Source organism: Actinophytocola sp. (assembly GCF_009379765.1).
In the GTDB taxonomy this organism is placed as follows: Bacteria; Actinomycetota; Actinomycetes; order Mycobacteriales; family Pseudonocardiaceae; genus Actinophytocola.
Map to the genome: position 1 here is coordinate 1 of NZ_WHTD01000132.1, position 23,109 is coordinate 23,109.

25 protein-coding genes and 1 pseudogene are annotated in these 23,109 nt (G+C 69.6%); 12 read left to right on the forward strand and 14 right to left on the reverse strand.

What is annotated here, in order from left to right:
• Positions 1-137 precede the first annotated feature (137 nt).
• Both GEV28_RS31020 and GEV28_RS31025 read right to left on the reverse strand, forming a co-directional pair.
• Entirely contained in the window at positions 138-746 is a 609-nt protein-coding gene (locus GEV28_RS31020) for a hypothetical protein (RefSeq protein WP_291416011.1), read from the reverse strand.
• 49 nt (positions 747-795) lie between these two features.
• Complete coding sequence (locus GEV28_RS31025) at positions 796-1,704, reverse strand: hypothetical protein (RefSeq protein ID WP_291416012.1); 909 nt, start codon at positions 1,702-1,704, stop codon at positions 796-798.
• Positions 1,705-2,002: 298 nt separating this feature from the next.
• On the opposite strand from GEV28_RS31025, the gene GEV28_RS31030 reads away from it, so the two are divergent.
• Positions 2,003-2,254 (forward strand): helix-turn-helix domain-containing protein, encoded by a 252-nt coding sequence (locus GEV28_RS31030; protein WP_291416013.1) that lies wholly within the window; start codon positions 2,003-2,005, stop codon positions 2,252-2,254.
• A gap of 243 nt (positions 2,255-2,497) precedes the next feature.
• Here GEV28_RS31030 and GEV28_RS31035 read toward each other — a convergent pair whose 3' ends face one another.
• Positions 2,498-5,092, reverse strand: coding sequence for a heavy metal translocating P-type ATPase (locus GEV28_RS31035; protein ID WP_291416014.1), 2,595 nt, complete (start codon positions 5,090-5,092; stop codon positions 2,498-2,500).
• Positions 5,093-5,273: 181 nt separating this feature from the next.
• Here GEV28_RS31035 and GEV28_RS31040 point away from each other — a divergent pair, with 181 nt between their 5' ends.
• The gene (locus GEV28_RS31040; protein ID WP_291416015.1) at positions 5,274-5,513 is read left to right on the forward strand and encodes a DUF2933 domain-containing protein; all 240 of its coding nucleotides are present in this window, start codon (positions 5,274-5,276) and stop codon (positions 5,511-5,513) included.
• Positions 5,470-5,715, forward strand: a complete 246-nt coding sequence (locus GEV28_RS31045; protein ID WP_291416016.1) for a hypothetical protein — start codon at positions 5,470-5,472, stop codon at positions 5,713-5,715. Before GEV28_RS31040 ends, GEV28_RS31045 begins: the two co-directional genes overlap by 44 nt.
• 82 nt (positions 5,716-5,797) lie before the next feature.
• Here GEV28_RS31045 and GEV28_RS31050 read toward each other — a convergent pair whose 3' ends face one another.
• From GEV28_RS31050 to GEV28_RS31065, 4 genes are all read right to left on the reverse strand, one after another.
• Positions 5,798-5,902 (reverse strand): FMN-binding protein, encoded by a 105-nt coding sequence (locus tag GEV28_RS31050; RefSeq protein ID WP_367115234.1) that lies wholly within the window; start codon positions 5,900-5,902, stop codon positions 5,798-5,800.
• Between the two features lie 320 nt (positions 5,903-6,222).
• Complete coding sequence (locus GEV28_RS31055; RefSeq protein WP_291416017.1) at positions 6,223-6,417, reverse strand: hypothetical protein; 195 nt, start codon at positions 6,415-6,417, stop codon at positions 6,223-6,225.
• 132 nt (positions 6,418-6,549) lie between these two features.
• Positions 6,550-7,092, reverse strand: coding sequence for a nitroreductase/quinone reductase family protein (locus tag GEV28_RS31060; RefSeq protein ID WP_291416018.1), 543 nt, complete (start codon positions 7,090-7,092; stop codon positions 6,550-6,552).
• A gap of 58 nt (positions 7,093-7,150) precedes the next feature.
• Complete coding sequence (locus GEV28_RS31065) at positions 7,151-7,606, reverse strand: hypothetical protein (RefSeq protein ID WP_291416019.1); 456 nt, start codon at positions 7,604-7,606, stop codon at positions 7,151-7,153.
• A 167-nt stretch (positions 7,607-7,773) separates the two neighbouring features.
• Here GEV28_RS31065 and GEV28_RS31070 point away from each other — a divergent pair, with 167 nt between their 5' ends.
• From GEV28_RS31070 to GEV28_RS31080, 3 genes are read left to right on the forward strand one after another with little or no spacing between them, the layout of a single operon-like run.
• Complete coding sequence (locus GEV28_RS31070) at positions 7,774-7,998, forward strand: FeoA family protein (RefSeq protein ID WP_291416020.1); 225 nt, start codon at positions 7,774-7,776, stop codon at positions 7,996-7,998.
• Entirely contained in the window at positions 7,992-9,992 is a 2,001-nt protein-coding gene (gene feoB, locus GEV28_RS31075; RefSeq protein WP_291416021.1) for a ferrous iron transport protein B, read from the forward strand. Before GEV28_RS31070 ends, feoB begins: the two co-directional genes overlap by 7 nt.
• Entirely contained in the window at positions 9,989-10,255 is a 267-nt protein-coding gene (locus GEV28_RS31080) for a FeoC-like transcriptional regulator (protein WP_291416022.1), read from the forward strand. Before feoB ends, GEV28_RS31080 begins: the two co-directional genes overlap by 4 nt.
• 9 nt (positions 10,256-10,264) lie before the next feature.
• Here the strand turns inward: GEV28_RS31080 and GEV28_RS31085 are convergent, their stop codons facing one another.
• From GEV28_RS31085 to GEV28_RS31095, 3 genes and pseudogenes are all read right to left on the reverse strand, one after another.
• A complete protein-coding gene (locus tag GEV28_RS31085; protein WP_291416023.1) occupies positions 10,265-10,489 on the reverse strand; it encodes a hypothetical protein in 225 nt (74 codons plus the stop codon).
• Positions 10,429-11,646 carry a nitronate monooxygenase gene (locus GEV28_RS31090; protein WP_291416024.1) on the reverse strand — a complete coding sequence of 406 codons (1,218 nt, stop codon included), beginning with the start codon at positions 11,644-11,646 and terminating at the stop codon, positions 10,429-10,431. Before GEV28_RS31090 ends, GEV28_RS31085 begins: the two co-directional genes overlap by 61 nt.
• A gap of 246 nt (positions 11,647-11,892) precedes the next feature.
• A pseudogene (locus tag GEV28_RS31095) lies at positions 11,893-12,558 on the reverse strand (cytochrome P450); the annotation flags it as partial.
• Between the two features lie 144 nt (positions 12,559-12,702).
• On the opposite strand from GEV28_RS31095, the gene GEV28_RS31100 reads away from it, so the two are divergent.
• The 6 genes from GEV28_RS31100 to GEV28_RS31125 all read left to right on the forward strand — a co-directional run bounded on the left by GEV28_RS31100 (position 12,703) and on the right by GEV28_RS31125 (position 20,688).
• Positions 12,703-12,930, forward strand: coding sequence for a hypothetical protein (locus GEV28_RS31100; RefSeq protein ID WP_291416033.1), 228 nt, complete (start codon positions 12,703-12,705; stop codon positions 12,928-12,930).
• Between the two features lie 443 nt (positions 12,931-13,373).
• Positions 13,374-17,084: a nitrate reductase subunit alpha gene (locus tag GEV28_RS31105; protein WP_291416025.1), complete on the forward strand. Its 3,711-nt coding sequence runs from the start codon at positions 13,374-13,376 to the stop codon at positions 17,082-17,084.
• A gap of 1 nt (position 17,085) precedes the next feature.
• Positions 17,086-18,714, forward strand: coding sequence for a nitrate reductase subunit beta (gene narH / locus GEV28_RS31110; protein ID WP_291416026.1), 1,629 nt, complete (start codon positions 17,086-17,088; stop codon positions 18,712-18,714).
• Positions 18,711-19,454: a nitrate reductase molybdenum cofactor assembly chaperone gene (gene narJ / locus GEV28_RS31115; protein ID WP_291416027.1), complete on the forward strand. Its 744-nt coding sequence runs from the start codon at positions 18,711-18,713 to the stop codon at positions 19,452-19,454. Before narH ends, narJ begins: the two co-directional genes overlap by 4 nt.
• Positions 19,451-20,191, forward strand: coding sequence for a respiratory nitrate reductase subunit gamma (gene narI / locus GEV28_RS31120; protein ID WP_291416028.1), 741 nt, complete (start codon positions 19,451-19,453; stop codon positions 20,189-20,191). The genes narJ and narI overlap by 4 nt, the downstream gene beginning before the upstream one ends.
• A gap of 47 nt (positions 20,192-20,238) precedes the next feature.
• The gene (locus GEV28_RS31125) at positions 20,239-20,688 is read left to right on the forward strand and encodes a CBS domain-containing protein (protein ID WP_291416029.1); all 450 of its coding nucleotides are present in this window, start codon (positions 20,239-20,241) and stop codon (positions 20,686-20,688) included.
• A 144-nt stretch (positions 20,689-20,832) separates the two neighbouring features.
• On the opposite strand, the gene GEV28_RS31130 is transcribed toward GEV28_RS31125, so the two are convergent.
• The 4 genes from GEV28_RS31130 to GEV28_RS42665 form a co-directional block, all read right to left on the reverse strand.
• Entirely contained in the window at positions 20,833-21,114 is a 282-nt protein-coding gene (locus GEV28_RS31130; RefSeq protein WP_291416030.1) for an acetyl-CoA hydrolase/transferase C-terminal domain-containing protein, read from the reverse strand.
• Positions 21,115-21,129: 15 nt separating this feature from the next.
• Positions 21,130-21,537: a pyridoxamine 5'-phosphate oxidase family protein gene (locus tag GEV28_RS31135; RefSeq protein ID WP_291416031.1), complete on the reverse strand. Its 408-nt coding sequence runs from the start codon at positions 21,535-21,537 to the stop codon at positions 21,130-21,132.
• Positions 21,527-22,294: a sigma 54 modulation/S30EA ribosomal C-terminal domain-containing protein gene (locus GEV28_RS31140; protein ID WP_291416032.1), complete on the reverse strand. Its 768-nt coding sequence runs from the start codon at positions 22,292-22,294 to the stop codon at positions 21,527-21,529. The genes GEV28_RS31135 and GEV28_RS31140 overlap by 11 nt, the downstream gene beginning before the upstream one ends.
• A gap of 696 nt (positions 22,295-22,990) precedes the next feature.
• Entirely contained in the window at positions 22,991-23,101 is a 111-nt protein-coding gene (locus tag GEV28_RS42665; protein ID WP_367115189.1) for a hypothetical protein, read from the reverse strand.
• Positions 23,102-23,109 lie beyond the last annotated feature (8 nt).

Sequence of the window (23,109 nt, forward strand, 5' to 3'; positions counted from 1 at the left end):
ACCACAGCCCTACTCGATGGCAGGTCCACCGGTCATCCCAACCAGGCCCTCGACACCGCAGCGACCCTCTACCTCAGCAACACCGACAATCACGGTTAGTAACCACCAAACCCCTCAAGGATTTTAGAGCGGTTGCACTAGCTCCCAGTGCGTTTCGGGAACAGCATCTCCGCCGGCACCTCTTCAACGCTGCTGTCGGATGTTTGGTCGTCGGCGTGCACGATCTCGACCAGTTCGTGTAGCAGCCACAGCAGACGGAGCGATCCGTGTGCGAGCAACACGAGCCCGAGCTCGAACAGCCACGGTGCGACAACGTGGCCGGAGGTCAGTTGGGTCACCGCCGCGACGATGCCGAGGAAGGTCGCGAGCACGGGTTCGGCGACGACGGTCAGCCATGAGCGGTGGAGCACTTGTCCAGCCGTCCGACGGAACATCCGGACGCGCTGGGCCTCGGAGCCGATGGTGAAGATGATGATCACACCGGCGAACCCGGCTACGATCGCCGCAGCCGCGGCCAGGCCGAGATAGATGGTCACGGCAGTACCGGCGTTGGCATCAACACCGAACGACTTGTAGGGGTTGACCGCGGAGAGAAGGCTCGTGCCGAGCACCGCGTGCGCGGCGATGAGTGCTGTCAACGCCCACGTCACCTGAACGGGTCGATCCACAATCCAGGCTGTCACCGTCAGCCACTGTGCCTTCAGTCGCTCACGCTTGCGCCCACTCGTGACGGCAGTGCGACCCATGGTCACTCCTGGTACCTAGTAGTCACTGCCGACCGAGGACTCGCGCCGGCTACGAGAACTCCTTCCGGAAGGCCTCGATCGCCGCATTGATACCAGTGAGCACCGACATTTCTGAGGGACGTTCGTCCCGCTTCACGTCGAACTTCTGGGTCGACGTGAACTGTTCCTTGACCAGGTCGTACTGCTTGCGGCGGAAGCTGTCGTCCCCGTCCGGCAGTTCCAGGCTCACCTGGGCGGTCGAGACGAAGTCCTCGCGTACCCACCGTGCGCCCTCGAGCAGGACCGCTTTAGTGTCGTCGTGGCCGCTGCGTCGGCCAAGTGACCAGCCCAACTCTATGTCGGTCTCCGAGGAGACTTCCTTGGCGGCCCGAGCCGCGTTCCCGATCACACCGCCGCCCACCTGGGGAACTTCGACATCGGATGCCATCTTCACCCGCAGGATGGCCGCGCCGCGCGCTTCGCGGAGTCGTTCGGAGACCCGTGAGTTGATCACTGGGAGCAACGTGTAGCTGTGCAGCACCGCATCGGGTGCCAGCATGTGGGTGAACCACGATTCCAACGCGGTGACCCGGGGAGCTGCCGCGGACATCGTGACGACCGCGACCTGGTTCGTGGCGCCGAACGGAACGACGTACGTGGGTTCGATCAGGACCGCGTGCTGATCGGTGGGCTGGAGTTCGCCGACCACGCCGGTCTGGCTGCTGAGGCTGTCGGGCCACTCCGAGCGTTCCCGCACACCGGCGATGTAGAAGTAGCGCAGCGCCGGCTGCCGCCCAAGCCTGCTTTCGCCATGTGTCAGACGGCCACGGATTTGAACCTGCCGCTCGCGAGCGGACAAGCTCTCGACGTGGTCGGCCATCCGCGTCCAGAAATCGGATGAGACCGGCACGGTGCTCGCCCCGTTGCCCTCCTCGCGTACACCCCGCAGTTCGTAGAACCTCACCACCTTGCGGATCACTCGTGACTCACCTCCGTGCCAGCGACACCCGGCGTGCAACCACCTCACTATGGCGACCGGGGAATATTACTCACCGTAGCTGAGCGGAGTGGTCGAAGTGCCGTTTGGTCGCTGATGCCACTCGATGGTGTGATGACGTTTCGTCAGAGCGGTGGCAGCAGGAGCACGAGGCCGAACAGCAGTGCGGCCCATGACGCCATCAAGTGCATCGACCAGGGCCCGCGAGCGAGCACCTGATCCGAATATTTGACTGACTGGGTCGGTCAGTTATCGTTGGTTGGTGCCTAGGGTTCGGTCGTTGGAGTTCTTCCCGCGTTTGGTGTCGGCGGCGGCGGAGACGTTCATCGCGCAGGGTTATCAGCGCACGCAGATGCAGGACGTCGCGGATGTGTTGGGGGTGGCGAAGGGCACGGTCTACGGGTATGTGGACGGCAAGGCCGCGTTGTTGGCCGCCGCGGTGCGGTACGCCGACGGTGTGGAGCCGCTGCCCGAGTGTGACTTTGCACCGCGTTTGGCACCTGTGCATCGAGTTTGGCACTTGTGCTCGTAGCGACTGGGACAGCGGTGAGGGACTCGCGTGTCGCCCGCACTCTGTGTCGGGAGCAGACAGGACTGAACGCGATTTGACCACGAGGCGCTGTAGCCTGTGCGGCAACGGGTAGGATCCGGCGCAGGCAAGCCGCTCGAGGATTCCTCGCGCGGCTTGTTGCCGTGTTCACGGTGCTCGCCGGTCTGGCTCTCGCGTACGGCTTCCAGTGCGCGGACGGCATGACGGTCATGCACGCCGGTTCGACTACCCCGACCCTGACCGAGCACGCCGCTCACCCGCGCACATGCGCCCCACCTGCGCCGGCTGGGTGGGATCGGTGCTGATCTCGACGTGCGGTTCGACAGTGGTACTTCCTGCGGTGGGCAGTTGTGCGGGTTGGTGGCGGCGGAGTCGGTTGGCGTTGCCGACGACCGACAGTGAGCTCAGTGCCATGGCGGCCGCCGCGAGGATGGGGCTCAGGCGCAGTCCGAGTAGCGGGTAGACGGCGCCGGCGGCGATGGGGACGCCGATGGCGTTGTAGATCAGGGCGAAGAACAGGTTCTGGCGGATGTTGCGCATGGTGGCGCGGGAGAGCCGGATGGCGGTGACGACGCCGGCGAGTGAGCCGGAGATGAGGGTGATGTCGGCGGCTTCGATGGCGACGTCGGTGCCGGTGCCGATGCCCAGGCCGATGTCGGCTTGGGCGAGGGCTGGGGCGTCGTTGATGCCGTCGCCGACCATGCCGACGCGGCGTCCTTCTGCTTGCAGGCGGCGGATTTCGTCGGCCTTGTGCTCGGGTAGCACCTCGGCGAGCACTCGGCGGATGCCCACTTGCCGGGCGATGGCGGCGGCGGTGCGGGCGTTGTCGCCGGTGATCATGACGACGTCGAGGCCGAGCCGGTGCAGGGCGGTGATCGCGGCGACCGAGTCGTCCTTGATGGTGTCGGCGACCGCGAACACTCCGGCAGGCTGACCATCCACGGCGGCCAGAATGGGTGTCTTGCCCTGGGCGGAGAACTCGGCCGCGACCGGATCGAGCGCGCTGGTGCCGATCCCGGCGTCGGTGAGTAGCCGCCTGGTGCCGACGAGCACGGCGCGCCCGCTGACGGTGGCGTGGACGCCCTTGCCGGTGATGGAGTCGAAGCCGCTGGCCGTGGGTGGCGTGAGGTCGCGGGCGCGGGCTCCGTCGACGATGGCCGCGGCGAGCGGGTGTTCGCTGTCGGTCTCGGCGGCGGCGACCAGCGCGAGCAGGTCGGTCTCGTCGAGCGTGCCGGTGGTGTGGATGTTGGTGAGGGCGGGTTTGCCGGCGGTGATGGTGCCGGTCTTGTCGAGCACGATGGTGTCGAGCTTGTGCGCGGTTTCCAGGGCTTCGGCGGAGCGGAGGAGGATCCCGGATTGGGCGCCTTTGCCGGTGCCGACCATGATCGACAGTGGCGTGGCTAGGCCCAGCGCGCAGGGGCAGGCGATGATCAGCACCGCCACAGCGGAAACCAGGGCGAGAGTGAGCGCGGGTGGTGGCCCGGTAATGAACCAGACCGTGAAGGCCGCGACGGCGATGGCGATCACCGCGGGCACGAAGTAGGTGGAGGCGGCGTCGGCGAGCCGCTGGATGGGCGCCTTGGACGCCTGGGCCTGCCGCACCATGCGGATGATCTGGGCGAGCGTGGAATCCGCGCCGACCTTGGCGGCTCGGACCCGCAACGATCCAGTGCCGTTGATGGTCGCGCCGATCACGGTGTCGCCGGCGTGTTTGGTGACCGGCATGGATTCGCCGGTGACCATGGACTCGTCCACCGCGGAGCTGCCGGTGAGCACGGTGGCGTCGACGGGGATCTTCTCGCCGGGGCGGATGATCACCTCGTCGCCGACATCGACCTCGTCGACTCCGATCTCGGTTTCGGTGCCGTCGCGGATGACGCGGGCGGTGCGGGCCTGCAGGCCGAGTAGCGCGCGGATGGCCTCCCCGGTGCCCGCCTTGGCCCGAGCCTCCAGCAGCCGGCCGAGCAGGATCAGCGTGAGGATCACCCCGACCGCCTCGAAGTACACCTCCCGCAGATCCTCGGGCAGCAGACCGGGGGCCAGGGTGACGATCAGGCTGTAGCCGAAGGCCGCCGTGGTGCCCAGGGTGATGAGGCTGTTCATGTCGGCACTGCGGTGGGCCAGGGTCAGCCAGCCGGTGCGGTGGATGGGTAGACCGGTGTAGCCCATCACCGGTGTGATCAACGCCAGCTGCACCCAGTGGTTGAGCAGCACCGCAGGTACCCAGTCGGCGCCGAACAGCTCGTGCGCCATGACCGCGAACAGCACCGGCAGAGTCAGCACCGCACCGAGAACCACTCGCCGGGTCAGGTCGGTGATCTCCGCCCGACGCTCCTGGGCTTGCGCGGCTTCCTCGTCCGCCGCGCTGTGCCCATCCGCAGGCGACGTGGACGGGGGCGCCGTCGCCTGGTCGGTGGGCGGTGGGTCGCCGTCGGGTTGTTCGTCAGCTGGGTCGACGACGAGCGTGCCGTGGATCATGTTCATGCCGCAGGCGAACCCGAACGATCCCGCCCGCGCCGGGTCAAGACGCACGGTGGTGCGGGTGTTCGCCGGGAGCGCGGCGTTCACGCCGAGATCGGCGAACACGACGCGGGAGGTGCAGTCACCGCTTTCCTGCCGGTCGAACACCAGCTCCAGGGGAACGTTCTGCCGCACCCGGATGACCTCGGGCTGGTAGCCGCCACGGACGGTGACCTCGACCCGCTGCACCCCGTCGGCCAGCTGGGCGGTGCGGGCGCGCCGCGGGCCGAAGAAGTACCAGCCCAGTCCGGCGATGACGGTGACGGCGCCGATCAGTACCGTGATGTCGGCCATGCTCATGGCGGACTCCCTTCGCAGGCTGCGGGTGGTCTGATCCTGCGCGCTGGATACCCATCAGGGGTAGGGACCTATGCCTTTTCCGGGTGGGGTCTTTCGGATGCCGGGGCGGCGATGTTGTCTCCTCGCGGCCGGCGGCCGCCCCGACGAGCCTCGTAGGCATCCAGCGAGGAAGGGGACCGTCATGAACCGTCAACACCTACCGCAGTACGCGATCGCGCTGGCCATCCTCATCGTCGGGTTGGCCTTCGCCGGGGTGCCGGTGAGCACCCTGCTGGTCGGGTTGGCCGCGCTGGCTTGCCCGCTGATGATGATGTTCATGATGGGCGGCATGCACGGCGGTGGCCACGGGGGATCCGACCAGAACACCGGCCACTCCGGTGAGCAGGACCGCGATCACCGCCCCACGTCCGGCCGGCCGTAGCCGGGACTGGCGGGCGATGGGCGCGTTCACCGCGTTCCTGGTGGCCCTGTTCACCGAGATGTACGGCATCCCGCTGACCATCTACCTGCTCGGCTCCTGGCTGGGATCACGGTTCCCGCTGCTGCGCGACACCCACACCGGCGGGCACCTGTGGAACGACCTGATCGGCTGGAGCGGTGATCCGCACCTGAGCCTCGCGTAGCCAGCCGAACACAGCCTCCGCGGCCCGGTCGGGGACCTCCACCGACGCCGGCATGCCCATCACGTGTTCGACGAACCGCACGTCAGCTCCCGTTCGCGTCGATCGCGGCCTGCAGCGACCGGGCGTAGGCCTCGCTGGTGATGGTCACGCCCGACACCATGTCGATGTGCGCGCTCTGTGCCTGCAACGCCTCGCTGCGCAGGATCGGCTCGGCCCGGCTCGCGATGCGCTGGCTGCGCCCGTCGCGCTCCTACGGCATCTGTCGCAACGAGCGGGGCGCTCGCGGCTCATCGTCAGCGTGTCGACCGCGGCTCCGTGGGGTGGCAGCGGCCGGAGTTCTTCGACGAAGACCCTCACCGAACCGCCAACACGACAATGTGAAAGATCACCGACTGCCCTGGGCCGGCGAGAAGCTGTATGCCTCGTTGCGAGGGAGGCACGGCGGAAACGTCGAGCGCCGCCGGTGGGCGGTGCTCGACCGTCTGGTTCCGGTCGTCAGGCCAGCTGTCAGGCAACTGTCCACTGTGTCCACTCGGCGTCGGCGTTCCGGGTGGTCAGGTAGGCCCTGCCGGTCTGGGCGATGCCGAAGACCTGCATGATGTCGTGTTCCTCCGCGGCGGCTGCGATACCGGGTGACGCCACAAACAGTTCCGACGACGTCGTAGCCCGCACTTTTCCGCAATCGTCGCCGCTTTCCGCCATGGCGTGGAGCTGCGGGGGGCCGCGGAGCTGGGCATCAGGTGACCGCGGCCCGGAAGGCCCCGAAGTGTGGCAGGTCCGGCTGGAAAGGACCGCGGCCGGCACCTGACTCCCACACCGAGGCGTGGGTTGGGCTCATGGCTTGGTCGTTGGTGTGGTGTAGCCCGGATGGTCGGTCGTGATGCGGAAGACGGGGATCCGCGCGGCGATCCGCTCGAACTCCTTGAGCGGGGCATGCCGGTCGACCGGGATGTGCGCGCGGCCTCCCGGCGCGACGTGGAGGTAGCGGCGCAGGATCGGCGCCCGCGCGCCCACCTCGACCTCGTGCAGGTGCACCGCTTCCCGGCGGCCGTGACGCAGGACAGCCTGTCCGCCGGCCGCCCGCACGTTGGCGACCCACTGGGCGCGTTCACCGAGTATCGCCACGAGATACCGCTCGCCGTCGTGGTCGGCCACCCCGAGCGGCAGCAGGACCAGGTGGCCGGTGCGTCGGCCGCGCACCTCCAGGGTGACTAGCCGGTTGGGCCACAGCCCGGCCTTGCCGACGACGGCCCACGCGCGATTCAGCACCAGTGCCAGTGCCAGCCGGTTGGGGCGGCCGCCGGGATACATGCCCTTCTCCCGGAACGGCCGCTCCGGGGACCGAACCCACCGCCACAGGGCACCCAGCCGACTCACTGCTTACTCACCTCGCCCGGCCGGTCGAACGTGATCCGACGGCCGTCTCGCCGGACGGTCAGGGCCATGTCACGCCCAGGGCGAGGAAGGCCACGCCGATCGCGGTGAGCAGGCAGCCGAGTCCGGCGACGAGGGTGGTGATCTGCCAGGCCTGGTAGGCACCCAGCAGTGAGCCGCGCAGGGTTTGGCCCATGAAAGCGGTTTCTCTCAGCTTGCCCAGGCGCTGGTCGGTGCGGCCGCCCGCCTGCCATTCGTCGGCGATCTCGGCGTAGGTCCGGCCCGCGGTCGCCTGCGTCACATGCGTCCCGATCAGTTCGGCGAAGGCCAGTGCCTGCTCGCCCGTCGTCACCTGGAGCCCGGCATAGCGGGTCAGCGCGTCGGGAAGGTCGTCGACCCGCGGGAAGACGATCTTCTGGGTGGTCAGTTCGTGCTGGATCTGTTCCCGCCCGGCTCGCCCTCGAAGAACCAGCACGGGTCCGGTAGCGAGCAGTACCGCCCCTACCGCGAACAACAACGTTGCTATCACGGCGTCGAGCCTGCGGCCTGCCAGCCGACCCGGTGCAGTGCAGAACGTCCCGAAACGCGGCGGACGAAAGACCCCCGCACCGGTGCCGTCCGGCCCTACTGGCGCCGAGCACCTGAAGCTTGAGTTAGGTATGCCTAACCAAACTTGGAGCTGGGATGACGTTGCGTGACTGCCCACCCGGCGCCCCGGTGCTCCTACGGGACATGACGGCCGTCGGGGCGGAACGGCGGCGGATGCTGGAATGGGGATTCGTTCCCGGGGCGCGGCTGCGGCTGGTCGCGCGGAGCCTGGCGGGCGGGCTCGTGGTCGCGCTCGGCGACGCCCGGGTGGCGCTGGACGCGGGGCTGGCACGGTCGTTGATCGTGGAGCCGGCGTGGTGAGGCCGGCGCCGATCACCGCGCGCGGGTTGCTCGGATGTCGGGCACGGCGCCGGCCGGCACCGTGCTGCCCGCCGGCCGGCGAGGGAACGGACGACCGGGACGCATCCAGCCCGACGGTCGTGCTGGTTGGCAACCCGAACGTCGGGAAGTCGACGATCTTCAACGCGGTGACCGGGGCGCATCACCATGTCGGTAACTGGCCGGGCAAGACCGTCCAGGTCGCCTCCGGCCGGTGGGTGACCGATGCCGGCCCGGTGACGCTGACCGACCTGCCCGGCACCTACAGCCTCCAACCGCGCTCGCCCGACGAGGAACTGGTGCGTGACACCCTCACCGCTGGTCGTCCGGATCTGGTCGTGGCGGTGGTGGACGCGGCGAACCTGGCACGCAACCTGTACCTGCTGGGGCAGGTGCTGGATACCGGTGTGCCGATTGTGGTGGCGTTGACCATGCTCGACGTCGCGGCCGACCGGGGTGTGCGGGTCGACCCGCGGACACTCAGCAGTTGCCTGGGCGTCGCGGTGGTCCCGGTGCGTCCGCGCGGCGGGCAGGGGTTGGCGGGGCTGGCCGGGCAGGTCGCGATGACACTGGCCGCCGCGCGGGACACCCCCGCCCGTTCGGGTGCCGCCGCGCCCGGGGAGCCCGGCCGTGACGCGCCGGCCGGAGACGAGGGCGCGGACGAGGAGGCGGCCGAACGGCGCTACGAGTGGGTTCGCGGTGTCGTGGCCGCGAGCGTGCGCCGCACCGGCCGGGGGTGGGTCACCCGTTCGGACCGGGTCGACCGGGTGCTGACGTCCCGCTGGTTGGGCCCGCCGCTGTTCCTGCTGGTGATGTGGGCGGTGTTCGTCGCCACGACCTGGTTGGCCGCGCCGCTGCAGGACGGCCTGTCGTGGTTGGTCGACGGGCCGGTCCGGGACGGGGTGGGCTGGTTGCTGGGCCACGCCGGGCTGGGTGGTACCTGGTTCGCCGCGCTGGTCGACGGTGGTCTGGTGGCCGGTGTGGGACAGTTGCTCACGTTCGTGCCGCTGATGGCCATCATGTTCGTGCTGTTGACGCTGGTGGAGGACTCCGGCTATCTGGCCCGCGCGGCGCTGGTCGCCGACCGGCTGCTGGGTGTGGTCGGGCTGCCCGGCCGCGCGTTTCTTCCACTGATCATCGGGTTCGGCTGTAACGTGCCCGCGATCGCCGGCACCCGTGTCCTGCCCAACGCCCGGCACCGGTTGTTGACCGGACTGCTCGTGCCGTTCGTCACCTGCAGTGCCCGGCTGACCGTCTATGTCCTGCTGGCCGGCGTGTTCTTCGGCAACCGGGCCGGCACCGTCGTGTTCGCGATGTACCTGCTGTCGATCGCCCTGGTCGTGCTGGTCGGGCTGGCGTTGCGGCACACCGTGTTCCGTGGTGAGCCGCGCGAAGCGCTGCTGCTGGAGCTACCGCCCTACCGGTGTCCCACCGTCCGGGTCGTCGCCGCCCAGACCTGGCAGCGGCTCGCTGGATTCCTGCGCACCGCCGCCGGGATCATCGTGGTCACCGTCATGGCGGTGTGGCTGATGACCGCGATCCCCCTCGATGCCGACCGCTTCGGCCAAGTCGACGCGACGGACAGCCTGTACGGCGGGGTGAGCCGAGTGGTCGCGCCGGTGTTCACGCCGGCCGGGTTCGGCGACTGGCACGTCAGCGGCGCCCTGGTGACCGGGTTCGTGGCCAAGGAAGCGGTCGTCTCGACGTTCGCGCAGACCTACCAGACCCCCGAGGGCACCACCGATCTCGGCGAGCGTCTCCGAGCGACGTTCGTACGTACCTCCGGCGGTCACCCGGAGGCGGCCGTCCTCGCGTTCATGGTGTTCCTGCTCGCCTACACGCCCTGCGCAGCCACCGTCGCCGCGCAACGCGCCGAGATCGGCGGCCGCTGGACGCTCGCCGGTGTCGGCCTGCAACTCGCCGTCGCGTGGGTACTGGCCACCGCGGTGTTCCAGATCGGCCGGCTGCTGACATGAGCCACCTTGCCAGGGTGCTCGCCGAGATCCGGGCCAGCACCACAGCCACCGGTCTGGACGAGCTCGCCCGCCGCCTTGGTGTCAGCCGCGACGACCTCGACGCGCTGATCGGGTACTGGGTGCATCGCGGCGAGCTGGTCGTGGACGAGACCATCGGCTGCACGGCCGGCAGCTGCCACGGCTGCGCCCTAGCCGCCGGCGGCTGCGCGCCACGCCGGTCGGGACCGGTGTTGGTCACCATCCGCCCCGCCAGGCCCGAATGACGCGGACCGTCACACGGGCGTGTGCCCGAGCAGGTGGGCCACGACATCCGCGGCGCCGAAGTCCGGCCCGGCGGTGGCGACGAGACCGGGCAGGAAGCCGACGTCCTGGCCCAGGGTGAGCAGCGCCGGTTCTGTCCCGTCGGCGCGGCGCTGGGCCAGGACGATCGTGGCTGTCAGACCGTTGCACAGGCACCTGCGGCCGGCGGTGTCCTCGCCCGCGCCGCCCTTGCGCACGTAGATCTCCACGGGTTCGGCTGGGCAGCGGTACCCGATCGCGCCGTCACCGCGGTCGTAGGGCACGCGCAGGTAGCCAGGTCGCACAACCGGGCCCGCCCGGCGTACACCTCGTCGTCGGACAGCGTCCCGGGCAGCTGGACGGTCTTGAACGGGAACCCGGCGGGCGAGGCATACGGCTCGTTGCGCACGACCAACTCGCCAGCCAGCGCCCGCTCGATCATCCGGCGGCGCGGCTCGGGATCGATGTCCGACTCACGGCACAACGCGAACGCGGTACCGACCTGAACACCGGCCGCGCCCACCGCTCGCGCCCTGGCCACCGCGTCGACACCCGCGTACCCGCCCGCCAGCCAGAACGGCAACCCCAACGCCGCCACCCTGGCCACATCGATGTCGTCACGCGGCCCATACACAGGCTCGCCCTCGGTGCTCAGCCGCAGCCGCCCGCGCGGCGGCGCGCTGTGCCCACCCGCCACCGCGGTCTCCAGCACGAACCCGTCCGGCGTGGTGACCGAGTTTCGGGTCAGATACGCGGCCAGGATCGCGGAGGAGACGATCGCGAGCAACCGCGGCCGAAACAGCGGCAGCGGCCCGGCGCCGATCATCGCCGCGGGATCGAAGCCGACGGTGTGCCGTTGCCCGGCCGCGGCGCCGGCCACGGTGACGGTCAGCACGCCCGGCTCACCGCGGGCCAGACGGTCGAGCAGCGCCGGAATCTCGGCCGGGATACCGGCACCCATCAACACATAGTCCACGCCGGCGAGCATCGCCCCGAACGTGGCGGCCGGTGTCGCGAGCTGGATCTTCTCCAGGTAGTTGACGCCCACCGGCCCGCGATGGCCCAGCTTGGCCAGGTACACCTCGACGAAGTTGCCCGCCACGGTCAACTCGTCGCGAGCGGGGTTGGGGCGCAACCCGAGCCGCGGGACCGGCCGGAACGGCTGGCCCGCGGGCAGCCCGCCGGCCACGAAGTAACGCCGCAGGATCCGCTCGGCGACCCCCGGCACCGGAAAGCACGCCAACGCCCGCCGCACCTCACCATCTGGGTCACCCAACTGCAGCCGTCGCGCCAGGATCGCGTCCAACGCCACCCCGGACACCACACCCAACTGCCCGGTCACCGCCACCGCACGGGCCAACCGCCACCCGGACACACCAACACCCATCCCACCCTGGATCACCACCGGTAGACGGCCACCAGGCCTATCCGAGCGGTCGACTCCGTGCACTCCCACGACCGGCACTCCCCTCCTCGCATGGACATGCGACCGGCGAGCCGCGCACTGACACCGATGACGTTGCCCCCAGCCGGCCGGCGCGGTTAGAGGCTTTCGTCCCTGCCGCAACGCGAGACGCGGCACACTCCGGGGCGAACGGGCCATGCCGGCAGGACCTTTCGGTCAGTCCAGGTATACCGGCAGGGTGTCGATGCCGTGGACGAGTGAGAGTTCCCGGAACGACAGCTTCTCGGGTGGGACCGCCAGTCGCAGCCGGGGGAAACGGCGTGCGAGGGCGGGGAGCGCGATCCGCAGCTCCATCCGGGCGAGTTCCGCGCCGAGGCAGCGGTGTATGCCGTGGCTGAACGCCAGGTGCTGGGTGGGCGCACGGTCCGGTACGAGGCGTTCCATGTTCTCGCCGAGCACCGGGTCGCGGTTCGCGCCGCTCAGCGAGCAGAGCACGACGTCGCCCTTGGCGATGGTGGTCGCGCTGATCGTGACGTCGGTGCGTGCGAACCGGGGGAAGGCGATCTGCACGACGGTCAGGTATCGCAGCAGTTCCTCGACGGCCCGGTGGACCTCGTCGTCACCGCCGGTCATCTGTCCGAACAGGACAGTGTCGCGGAGTATGGCCAGCGCGCCGAGTGCCAGCATGCTCGCGGTGGTCTCGAACCCGCCGGTGAGCAGGCCGTCGGCGAGCCCGGCCAGTTCGTCGTCGTCGAGTTCGTCGCCGTGTCTGCGGACCAGCCGGCCGAGCATGCCGTCGGTCGGCGCGGCACGCTGCCGACGGGCCAGGCCACGCAGGTAGGTCAGTGACTCCGATACCGCGCCGATGGAGGCGCCGGTACCGACCCACCCGGCTACTCCCTGCTCGCCGCCGACGTCGCCCTGGCCGTCGCCGACGTCGCCCCAGAGAAGTTCCTGGACTTCTTTGACAGCCTGCTGGCGGCACAGCCCGCGGAGGGCGCCCGCGGGTACGACGCCGAGCAGTTGGTGGCACTCGGCGAACGACTCGGCATCACCGACGAGCGGTTCGCGAACGCGGTCACCGGCGGCGCGTTCGAACCGGCGGTCCAGCGCAGCCTGTCCACCGCGATGACCGATCCCGCGCTCAGCGTGCCCGGGACCGGCGGCGCCACGTTCGGCACACCCACCGTCGCGGTCGCGGGCACCCGGATCGACGTAGGCGACCCGAACTGGCTGCGAAAGCTGACGCCCTGACCAGCTCTTGGGCCGCCTTCTGGAGCATGAGCGCGCCGCACCAGCCAACTGCGCCACGTGGTCGCAGGCAACAACCCGGTCAGCGGCGTGCAGGACTCCGGTGGAATCGAACGTGCGGTCGCTCCCCAGGCGTTGGCTCGTGATGTGCTCGCTCGCCGGTTCGCGACGCTGCACGGTGACAATGGCTACGCCTGGGGGGAGTTGGGCCGCGAGACTGTGCGGCCTGCTGTTGGGCCTTCCTGGATCGGCAGCCGGTGATCTGTCAGGGCCTTTGGGGACGGGCCTTTCGGGACGTAGGTCCCCAGGATGCGGGCCGTTCGGCTGGTGATCGGCCGGAGACTCGCGGCGATCATGGGTGATGCCTGACCGGTCACTCGCCCTCGTGTCTTGGTGCCCGGATCGGTTGTCGTTGAGCCGGACCACTCGAAGGAGCCGTGTCACTCGTGTCTACCCGACCTGACCCCGCGGGGCCTGCGAACGACCAGGTTCCCGGCCATGGCGCACTGCTGGGCGTCCGTCGCTTTCTGACCAAGGAGACGGTTGGCGACCATGGACGGACGCTGCACCAGATCGATTCGGGTGCCTGGGAGTCGTTCTACCGCGACCGGTGGAGCTACGACCGGGTGGTGCGGTCCACCCACGGCGTGAACTGCACCGGGTCGTGTTCCTGGAACGTGTTCGTCAAGGACGACCTGATCACGTGGGAGCACCAGGCGACCGACTACCCGACCACGGGTCCGGACAGCCCCGACTACGAGCCCCGCGGCTGCCCCCGGGGCGCGTCGTTCTCCTGGTACGAGTACTCGCCGTCGCGGGTGCGGCACCCCTACGTGCGCGGCTCGCTGATCACGATGTTCCGCGCCGGCCTCACGCGGTTCGGCGACCCGGTCGCCGCTTGGGCCGACATCGTCGAGGACCCACGCAAGGCAACAGTCTACAAAGGACAGCGCGGTCGGGGCGGGTTCGTGCGCGCGACGTGGGACGAGGTGACCACGATGGTGGCCGCCGCGCACGTGTACACCACCAAGACCTACGGGCCCGACCGGGTCGTCGGGTTCTCGCCGATCCCGGCGATGTCGATGGCCTCCTTCGCGGCGGGCACCCGCTACCACGCGCTGCTGGGCGGCACGCTGCTGTCCTTCTACGACTGGTACGCCGATCTGCCGGTCGCCTCGCCCCAGGTGTGGGGCGACCAGACCGACGTCCCCGAGGCCGGTGACTGGTGGAACGCCACCTACCTGGTCATGTGGGGTTCCAACATCCCGGTCACCCGCACGCCGGACGCGCACTTCCTCGCCGAGGCCCGTTACCGCGGCACCAAGGTCGTCGCGGTCAGCCCCGACTACGCCGACAACGTGAAGTTCGCCGACGACTGGCTGGCCCCGCACCCCGGCACGGACGGGGCGCTGGCGATGGCCATGGGCCATGTCGTGCTCACCGAGTTCTTCCGCGACCGGCAGGTGCCCCACTTCACTGACTACGTGCGGTCCTACACCGATCTGCCGTTCCTGGTGACACTGCGCGAGCGGGAGCCGGGCGTGTACGTCACCGACCGGTTCCTCACCGCCGCCGACCTCGGTGACACCGACGCGGGCGCGCGGCACAAGACCGTCCTGCTCGACGACGCGTCCGGCAAACCGGTGGTACCCAACGGATCCCTCGGGTTCCGGTATGGCCCCGAGGGTGAGGGCCGGTGGAACCTCGACCTCGGTGACGTGGTGCCCGCGCTCGGGGTGCTCGACCACGCCACCGGACAGGTCGCCGTCGACCTCGCCCGGTTCGACGTCGGTGAGACCGAGGGCGGTGCCACCATGCGCCGCGGCGTCCCGGTCCTGCGTGTCGGCGACCACCTAGTCGCCGGGGTCTTCGACCTCCTCATGGCCAACTACGGGGTGCGCCGTGGCGACCTGCCCGGCGAATGGCCCGCCGGGTACGACGACGCCGACGCCCCGTATACCCCGGCCTGGCAGGAGCGGATCACCGGTGTGCCGGCGGCGATGGCGGCGAGGATCGGGCGCGAGCTGGCCCGCAACGCCGAGCGCAGCCGCGGCCGCTCCCTGATCGTGCTGGGTGCGGGCGCGAACCAGTGGTTCCACTCGGACATGACCTACCGCGCGTTCATCGCGCTGGTCACCCTCACCGGCTGCCAGGGCGTCAATGGCGGCGGCTGGGCGCACTACGTCGGTCAGGAGAAGGCCCGGCCGATCACCGGGCAGCAGCACATGAGCTTCGCCTTCGACTGGCAGCGTCCGATGCGCCATCAGGCCAGCACGCCGTTCTGGTATCTGCACACCGACCAGTGGCGCTACGAGAAGGTGCCCGCCGACGAGCTGGCCTCCCCGCTCGGGGAGGGCCGGTTGGCCGGCATGACCTTCGCGGACACCGTCGCGGCCGCCCAGCGGATGGGCTGGTCGCCGGGCCACCCGGCGTTCAACCGCAACCCCCTCGATCTCACCGACGAGGCCGTGGCGGCGGGCGTGAGCACGGCCGAGCACATCGTCGCCGAGCTGCGGGCGGGCCGCCTGCGGGCCGTGGCCGACGACCCCGATGAACCGGCGAACTTCCCGCGCTGCCTGACCCTGTGGCGGGCCAACCTGCTCGGCTCTTCGGGCAAGGGCAACGAGTTCTTCATGCGCCACCTGCTCGGCGTGGACTCCCTCGCCTCGGCCGAGGAGTGCGGGCCGGACGAACGCCCCCGCGACGTGGTGTGGCGGGACGACGCGCCCACCGGCAAGCTCGACCTGCTCACCGCGATCGACTTCCGGATGACCAACACCGGCCTGCACGCCGACGTCGTGCTGCCCGCGGCCACCTGGTACGAGAAGCACGACATCTCCACCACCGACATGCACCCGTTCGTGCACGCGTTCTCCCCCGCGGTCGCCCCGCCCGCCGAGGTGCACACCGACTACGACGCCTTCCTCGCGATCGCCGACAAGGTCAGCGAGCTCGCGGTCACCCACCTCGGCACCCGCCGCGACGTGCTGGCCGCGCCGCTGCAGCACGACACCCCCGACGAGCTGGCGACCCCGTCGGGCCGGGTGCGGGACTGGAGGCGCGGCGAGTGCGACCCGGTGCCGGGCGTGAGCATGCCGAAGCTGGTCGAGATCGAGCGTGACTACACCCTCATCGGCGCCAAGATGCGCGCCGTCGGCCCGTTGCTGGACAAGCTCGGCACCACCACCAAGGGCATCACCGTCGACGTCACCGCCGAGCTGGAGTACCTGCGCCGCCAGAACGGTGTCGTGGCAGACGGGCCGTTCGCGGGCCGGCCCTCACTGTCCACAGCGGACCGCATGTGTGAGGCGATCCTCGCCCTGTCCGGCACGACCAACGGCCGCGTGGCGCACGAGGGCTTCCTGCAGTTGGAGAGGCGGACCGGGCAGCCGTTCACCGACCTGGTCGAGGGACACGAGCGCGACCACGTCACCTACGCGGCCACCCAGGAGGCGCCGCAGCCGGTGTTCACCAGCCCGGAGTGGTCCGGCTCGGAGAAGGGCGGGCGCCGGTACTCGCCGTTCACCATCAACGTGGAGCGCCGCAAGCCCTGGCACACCCTCACCGGCAGGCAGCACTTCTTCGTCGAGCACGACTGGGTCGCCGAACTGGGCGAGCACCTGCCGGGCTACCGGCCGCCGCTGAACATGGCGCGGCACTTCGGCCAGCCCGGCCAGCTCGCCGACGGCGGGGTCACCGTCCGGTTCCTCACCCCGCACGCGAAGTGGTCGATCCACTCGATGTACCACGACAACGAGCTCATGCTCGCGCTCTCGCGCGGTGGCCCGGTGATCTGGATGAGCGTCGAGGACGCGGCCAAGATCGGCGTCGCCGACAACGACTGGGTCGAGGCCGTCAACCGCAACGGCGTGATCGTGGCCCGCGCGGTGGTCAGTCACCGGATGCCCGAGGGCACGGTGTTCCAGTACCACTCGCCCGAGCGCACCGTGAACGTGCCGAAGACGGAGGCCGACGGCAGGGGCAAGGGCAGGCGCGGCGGCTACCACAACTCGATGACCCGCCTGCTCATCAAGCCCACGCATCTGGCGGGCGGGCACGCCCAGCTGACCTACGCCTTCAACTACTACGGCCCCATCGGCAGCCAGCGTGACGAGATCACCGTGATCCGGCGCCGCAGCCAGGAAGTGGAGTACTGAGATGCGCATCCGCGCCCAGGTCGCGATGGTGATGAACCTCGACAAGTGCATCGGCTGCCACACCTGTTCGGTGACCTGCAAGCAGACCTGGACCAACCGGGAGGGCACCGAGTACGTCTGGTTCAACAACGTCGAGACCAAGCCCGGCATCGGCTACCCGAAGCACTACGAGGACCAGGAACGCTGGAAGGGCGGCTGGCAGCTCGACACGAAAGGCAGGCTGGTGCTGCGCTCCGGCGGCCGCGCGAAGCGGCTGTCGCGGATCTTCGCCAACCCCGACCTGCCGACGCTCGAGGACTACTACGAGCCCGCGACCTTCGACAGGGACATCCTCGTCACCGCACCCGCCGGGCTGACCGACACCCCCGTCAAGCAACCCCGCTCGGCCCTCACCGGCGAGCCGATGAGCCTTTCGTGGGGTGCCAACTGGGAGGACAGCCTCGGCGGCGCCCACGAACGTGCCAGCACCGACCCGAACATCACCGCGATGGACCCGGAGGCGGCGGCGCGGGTGAAGTTCGAGTTCGAGAAGACCTTCATGTTCCACCTGCCGCGGATCTGCGAGCACTGCCTCAACCCCGCCTGCGTCTCGGCCTGCCCGTCGGGCGCGATGTACAAGCGCGAGGAGGACGGCATCGTGCTGGTCGACCAGGACCGCTGCCGCGGCTGGCGCATGTGCGTGAGCGCCTGCCCCTACAAGAAGGTCTACGTCAACCACGCCACCGGCAAGGCCGAGAAGTGCACCTTCTGCTTCCCGCGCATCGAGGCCGGGCAGCCCACCATCTGCGCGGAGACCTGCGTCGGCCGGCTGCGCTACCTGGGGCTGGTGCTCTACGACGAGGACGCCGTGCTCGCCGCCGCCTCGGTCGAGGACGAACAGGAACTCCTTGCCGCGCAACGAAACGTGTTCCTGGACCCGCACGACCCCGAGACGGTGCGGCTGGCCGCCGAGGCGGGCATGCCCGAGGAGTGGGTGCTCGCCGCGCAGGCTTCCCCGGTGTGGCGGCTGATCAGCGACTACCAGATCGCGCTCCCGCTGCACCCGGAGTACCGCACCCTGCCGATGGTCTGGTACGTCCCGCCGCTTTCCCCGGTGCTGGACGCCACCGGCGCCGCGGGCCGGGACGACACGGACGCCGACGACGTCTTCCACACCATCCGCGACCTGCGCATCCCCGTGGAATACCTCGCCGAACTGTTCACCGCGGGCGACGCCGACACGGTGGCCGGTGTACTGATGAAACTCGCCGCGATGCGCTCCTACATGCGGGCCCGAACCCTCGACGGCACCGTCGCCGAGGAGCTGTGTGAAGCAGTCGGCATGTCGGGGAAACAGATCGAGGCGATGTACCGGCTGCTCGCGATCGCCAAGTACGACGAGCGCTACGTCATCCCCACCGCCTACACCAAGGACGCCGCCGCACTGGAAGCACAAGCAACGTCCACTTCGGACTGCTCGCTGGACTGCGCCGGCGGCCCCGGCATGACCGAGCCGGTCGCCGCCACCTCCGAACGGTTCCACCTCGTGGCCGACGACCAGCAGGTCCACCCAGGCCGCCGGAGCCTCTTCGCCCGCCGCGCCGACGGCAGACTCGGCCTGTCCATCGACCCGGCAGGAGAACAGCCATGACCGTTCCCTCGGTGACCGGGCCCGCCCGCTCGCGGCTGTTCGACCTCACCTCGATACTGCTCACCTACCCCGACGACCGGCTGCTCGGCGCGGGCACGCAGCTGCGGGCCGCCGTCGCCGAGATCACCCACCCCGAGGCCCGCGAGCAACTCACGGCGTTCCTCGGCTGGTTCCTCACCACCGACACGCTCGAGATCGAGACCCATTACGTGCGCACCTTCGACCTGCGCCGCCGCTCGGGCCTGTACCTGACCTACTACCTGCACGGCGACACCCGCAAACGCGGCATCGCCCTGCTCACCCTCAAACAGCGCTACCGCGCCCACGGCCTGCGCCTGACCGAAGGCGAGCTGCCCGACCTGCTGCCGGTGGTGCTGGAATTCGCCGCCGTCGCCGGCCCCGGCGACGGCGAGGCGCCGCTGCGCCAGCACCGCCGCGGCCTCGAGCTACTGCGCTCCGCCCTGGGAGAGGCCGCATCGCCCTACCGACACCTGCTCGAGGCCGTCGTCGCCGCACTGCCGCCCCTGACCGAGGCCGACCGGGACGCGATCCGCGCGCTCGCCGTGGACGGCCCGCCCGTGGAGTCCGTCGGACTCGCGCCGTACGGCACCGACATCGACGCGATCGGCCCCGGCCCCGACCTCGCCACCGACTTCAGGACCGACTTCAGCGCCGACTTCAGCGCCGAACCGTGCGCCCACGCACACCCGGCCAGCCCTTCAAGGGAGAGTGCCCCGTGAGCACGTTCGTCTGGATCGTCGTCCCCTACGCCTGCCTCGCGGTGTTCCTGGTCGTCCACGTGTGGCGGTGGCGCCACGACCAGTTCGGCTGGACCACTCACACCAGCCAGCTGCTGGAGAGCCGCATCCTGCGACTCGGGTCGCCGCTGTTCCACCTCGGCGCGTTCGGCGTCATCGGTGGCCACGTCATGGGTCTGCTGGTGCCCGCCTCGGTCACGGCGAAGATCGGCATCTCCGAGCACCTCTACCACGCCGCGGCGGTGTGGGGCGGGACCATCACCGGCGTCATGCTCGTCACCGGCCTGGCCCTGCTGATCGCCCGGCGCGTCGTCAACGGCCGCGTCCGCCGAGCCACCACGACGATGGACAAGGTGCTCTACGCGGCACTGGCCGCGATGGTGGTGCTCGGGATGACCGCCACCGTCGGAACCAACCTCCTCGGTGACGGCTACGACTACCGCGAGACGATCGCCGTCTGGTTCCGCGGCATCTTCTGGTTCTCCCCGCAGACCCACCTCATGACCGACACACCCCTGATCTACCAACTGCACGCGATCGGCGGATTCCTGTTCCTCGCGCTGTGGCCCTTCACACGCCTGGTCCACGTGTGGTCGGCACCACTGGCCTACCTGTGGCGCCCCTACGTCATCTACCGCACCCGCCACGGGGCACCCCCCACGCCTGCCCCGGCACCGGCCACCGTGCGGGACCGCACCCTGCACAACACCCGGCGCTGACCCGGACCCCCGTCCGCTCGACCACCCCCACCCGGAAAGGCCAGGCCTTGCCCGTCCCCACCCCGCAAGTGGCCCCGCCGGAGCTGATCGACAAGACGGTCGGCGACGTACTGGTGCGACAACCCACAACGCTGCCGATCGACACCTCCGTCGACCAGGCCCGTGCCTGCTTCGCCGACGACCACGTCCACATGCTCCTACTCACCGAGTCCGGACGTCTCATCGGCACGCTCGTGCGAACCGACCTACGCACAGACCTCGACGGCACCGACACCGCCCTGACCCACTCGCACATGTCCGGCCGCACGGTCACCGCGGACTTGCCCGCAGAACAAGCCCTCAGGCTCCTCCTCACGCGCGGGCAGCGGCGCCTCGCCGTCGTCGTCGACGACGGCACCCTGACCGGTCTGCTGTGCCTCAAGCGCCGCCTGACCGGCTTCTGCACCGACACCGACATCGCCGCGCGCGCCGCGGAGCGAGTTGCTCGATCGGAGTAGCCGCATCCGGCACCTGACGGCATGCCGTTGCGGGGTGTCGCGCTGGCGGAAGGCATGGGCAGGGCAACAAGTTCCGCGGCATGGCCCGAGGCGCTGCGGACCTGCCGGCAAAGCCGGTCGACAATCCGGCCGACGAGGCGGTGGTTACCGAGGCCCACCTCGCGGGCCTCCGGTTAGGCGGGGTACGACTGTGGACACGTCGACTTTGGTGTGCCATGAGGGTAGGGCGATGATCGCTTTGCCGCCGGGGGAGTGCAGGGCGCCGACGACGAAGTCGGTCTGGCCGCCGAACCCGGAGTTGATCACCTCGACCGCACTCACCACACCCGTCTCGAGAAAGCCGCGCAGCGGTGTGGGGTGGACCGCGCCGTGACCAGCGCGACGACCGGGGTTCGAAGGGAGCCGCGCCCGCAGTTGGTGGACCATCAACTCCGCAGACGGCTACTCGTCCTTGACTAGTTCGAACCCGGTCACGATCTCGGGGTAGATGCGGATGACGTGGGTCATTTCTCCGCGTACCCATGGACGTAGTAGCTGTTCGTAGCGCGCGACGGTGTCGGGGTCGGTGATGGCGTGGGCGTAGCCATGCAGGATCACGCTCCAGCCGAGGTGGCTGTCGGGGTCGATGGCGTCGGCTTGGTAGGTGACGATCATGCCGATCGTGGTCAGTACCGCGGCGCCGAGGTGTGTGCGGAAGATGACCGCGACGTCGTCGATGATGTGGTTGACCGGGCGGACGGCCGGCATCGTGTTCTGGGTGAAGATCACGCGTCCGAACGACACCTCGGTCAGCAGCTGAAGAGATTCGGCCTTTGTCAGCTGCCGCAGTTGCCGCGGTTCACTGTCCACCGGAGGTCCCATCTGTGGTGATCAGGCCGTAGTGGCCGTCGTAGCGTCGGTAGAGCACGGTGCCTCGGCCGGTGGCGGCGTCGCGGAAGAAGCGGTAGGGCAGCTCAGTGCTGTCGAGCCGTGCCACGGCTTCCTCGGCGGTCAGTTGCGGCACTGGACGTGGGTCGATCGTCAACGGCGTCACCGGTGCCGGCGGGGGTGGCAGGGGGACAAGGCGGGAGAGCCGATACCCGGTGGGGCCGACTCGGTAGATCAGGCTGTCCTGCCCGGTGCAGGCGTCGACGAACAGGTGGCAGTCGTAGTCCATCACGTCCATGGTCAGCGCCGCGTGATCCGGCGTGCACCAGGTCAACCGGTAGGATTTGCGCCGGACGATCTTCCGTTGTCCCACCGGGACTGTGCACCCGAATTCCAGCTCCACCCCGCCGGTAGGCCATGGGCGTGGTCGGTCAGGGTTGGTCAACCGGGCGATTTGCTCCCCGAGTCGTGCTCGCAGTGCCTGGCTGGCCTCGTGCACGAACGCCGCGGCCACCTGCGCTCGAACGGGTTGCTCGCCGATGTACAGGTTGGCCTGTGCCAGCACGGGTAACCGCGTGCTCGACCGCGTGGACGCGGTGAGTTTGACCCGGGCGGAGAGCGGCTGTCCCTGCTGGCGGGTCTGGAGTCGCCGGACGAACGCCGCGATCTGGCGGCGTGCGTACTCGCGTGCACTGTCCACGATCTCGCCCACGGACTGCACCGCCACGCTGTCGGACATGGTGGTGATTTTTCGTCGGCGCTGCTCCGTTCGAGTAGGGGCGAAGGTCCCTGACGGCCAGGGCCCTATGTAGGGCGTAGGTGGGCGGGCCGGGGAACTCCTCGGGGCGGTGTTCCCGGCCTGGGTCGCGATGTAGCGCAGGCGAACCGCGTTGACCGCGTGGTCGGTTCGAATCCTGGTGAAGGTGACCGGCGAGTCGCCCATCGAGCCTCCGGCGGGACCGAAAGTCACGATCGCTCCAGGCCGAAGGGTGGTCCGGCCCTGGAGGCGAGAGCACGCCGCACCAGCATTCGATCCGGTGACTGAACCTGTCCGGATCGCTCTCGCCTCGGGGCCGGCGGCTCTGACCTTGCCGTCCGCCGCCGGCCCCGAACCAGGGTCCAAGGTCCCGGCCCGTCCCGGTCCTTTGGACCCAGTTCGGTCTACGCGAAGCTGCGTACCGCGTTCGGTGGTCGGGCCGTCCGGTGGCACCGCTCATCGGGAGCGTGGCGCTCGGCGTCGGGGCGATCTCCCGCGCCGGCCGGCACCGTGATGCGCAGCCATGTCCATTCCGGCTGGCCCGACGCCGTAGCTCGGCGGCCCGGGATGGGCGGAGGTCCTCGCCTGCGGGGACCTCCGGCCCTGCGATGCGACCGCGTCGTCGCGTTGGTCATGAGGCGTGTCGAAACAGGGAGTAAGGGCTCGTAGCGAATCAAGTCAGTGCGGCTCGGGCGTGTCGTGCGTCGGGTGCAGGGTGTAGTTCCAGTCGCCATGCCAGGGGTCGCGGGTGATCGGGAGTTCTTTCATTTCTTTGTTGCTGATCTCGATGCCGGTGG